Origin of the sequence: Moorena sp. SIO4E2 (genome assembly GCF_010671945.1) — a bacterium.
GTDB lineage: Bacteria > Cyanobacteriota > Cyanobacteriia > Cyanobacteriales > Coleofasciculaceae > Moorena > Moorena producens.
The window spans coordinates 1-1,737 of the sequence record NZ_JAAHIE010001089.1 but is presented as its reverse complement, the minus strand read 5'-3'; the positions used below and the strand labels follow the sequence as shown (position 1 = coordinate 1,737).

The window sequence follows — 1,737 nt, the reverse complement described above, 5'->3', positions numbered from 1 at the left end:
TATCAAAGTTATTTTGTGATTTTGTGTCAGGTGGCTAGATTTTCAAGGAAATTACTCAATTGAGTAATGTTGAGTCGAAGGTGAGTAATAGGCTACTCAATTGAGCTCAATTTTCTCACTGATACGGGATGATGGAGGACGGATGTAAGCGTGTTTGGGGCATGGTTGGGAGGTTTTCTTAGGGTGTTCAATGGGCATCGAGATGTCGAGTTTACTGAGGATGTGCCTCATGTTTTATACAGGAAAATTATTATAATTTTTGTGTATAAAGTGTAAGCTAGCGTGGTTAGCTGGTCGAGGAGATGATGCAGCGAAGATATTGGCCATTTTATTGCAAGCGATTGGTTTGACTGAGTAGATACCGTGTTGTTTGTCAAGCGATATCCAGCATATTATCAAGATGATGTGGATCAAAAGGCTGTTGGTTTTTGAGAACACCATAAGCCAAATGAACCAGTTTTCGCATGGAAGCACCAATGATGGACATGCGAGATTTGCCTTGCTTTTCCATGCGAGTGGCGAGGCTAATTACAAAAGGGTTGGATCGAATCGCAGCCATCGCAGCCATGTAAAAGACAGTTCTAAGACGTATATTTCCACGTTTAGAAAGTCGGCCCGGCTTATTCACCGACGTGCCGGATTGATACCATCTGGGTGTCAATCCAGCATAAGCGGCTAATTGTTTAGCTGACTCAAAACGCTTGATGTCTCCAACTTCCGCAATGAAGTTTGCAGCGGTAACAGGACCGATTCCAGGAATTGATTCAAGCAGTTCCTTTTGTTCTTTCAAATCTGGATGCTGATCGAAAAGATCCTCGATTTGTTTTTCAATTTGATTGATTTGTTCATTGATAAATTTGATATGTTTCTCAATGCTCTTGAGGACCGCTTTGGAGGTGACAATCGACTTTTTCCGATTCGTTTCACGAGTTCGTTCCTCTTTTAGAGTTTTCAGCCGACGTACAAGCGCTTGAAGCTCTTGTACCTCTGGTGGAGGAGGCGTCCAGAGCGAGAAGTCTTGAGTGATGGCAAAATGTGCAATCGCTTTTGCATCTTCCCGATCTGTCTTATTCCGCTTCAATTGACTTTCACGATAGGCTTTTATCCGGGCAGGGTTGACAATGCTAACCGACACGCCTCGCTCGTAAAGATACATGGCAGCTGCTTCAGCGTGGCGGCCGGTCGCTTCCATGCAGATGACAGCATCTCTGGCTTTCATTTTTTTGAGCCAGTTGTATAGACTTCGGAACCCCTTCTTATCATTTGTGAAAACCGCTTCTTGGTAAGTCTCAGTGTCATAAAGGGCAACATCGAATTTGTCTTTTGATATGTCGATTCCGACAGCTTTTGATCGCATGTTTATTTTTCCTATTCTGTATAACCGCACTCTATCTACCGACCAACCTTGCAAATGCGAGCTCTTCCTTGCGGAGGCCCTAGATACCGTCTGGGCTCTGGATAGAGTATGCAGTACGGGTGCTAATCTACGGACAGGCTTGATGCCGTTAGGGGCTATGAGCATCACCGTACTGCTGGTGAAATAATTGGCATGCTGATAATTATCTCACCTTTACTAAACATACAAGGGGTTATCTCATTCGCAAGATCGAACTCGCAATTTTAATCACGTGACTGCGAATGAGTCACCCCGGCATTCACAGTATTTCTTTTAATGGGGCGAGACATTCGCAGTAACATTTACCATAAACAAGTAGGTTCAGCGCGAATGTCGTAGCC

General features: G+C 44.0%; 1 protein-coding gene. It reads right to left on the bottom strand.

All coding sequences use genetic code 11. The annotated features are described in order from the left end of the window. Window positions 1-373: 373 nt before the first annotated feature. On the bottom strand, window positions 374-1,357 hold the full coding sequence (locus F6K37_RS40940) for an IS110 family RNA-guided transposase (protein ID WP_287257020.1): 984 nt from the start codon (window positions 1,355-1,357) through the stop codon (window positions 374-376). Between the last annotated feature and the right edge of the window lie 380 nt (window positions 1,358-1,737).

Excerpts from the sequence above, each read along its gene's own strand:
- F6K37_RS40940 (WP_287257020.1), bottom strand. The coding sequence starts at position 1,357 with ATGCGATCAAAAGCTGTCGGAATCGACATATCAAAAGACAAATTCGAT.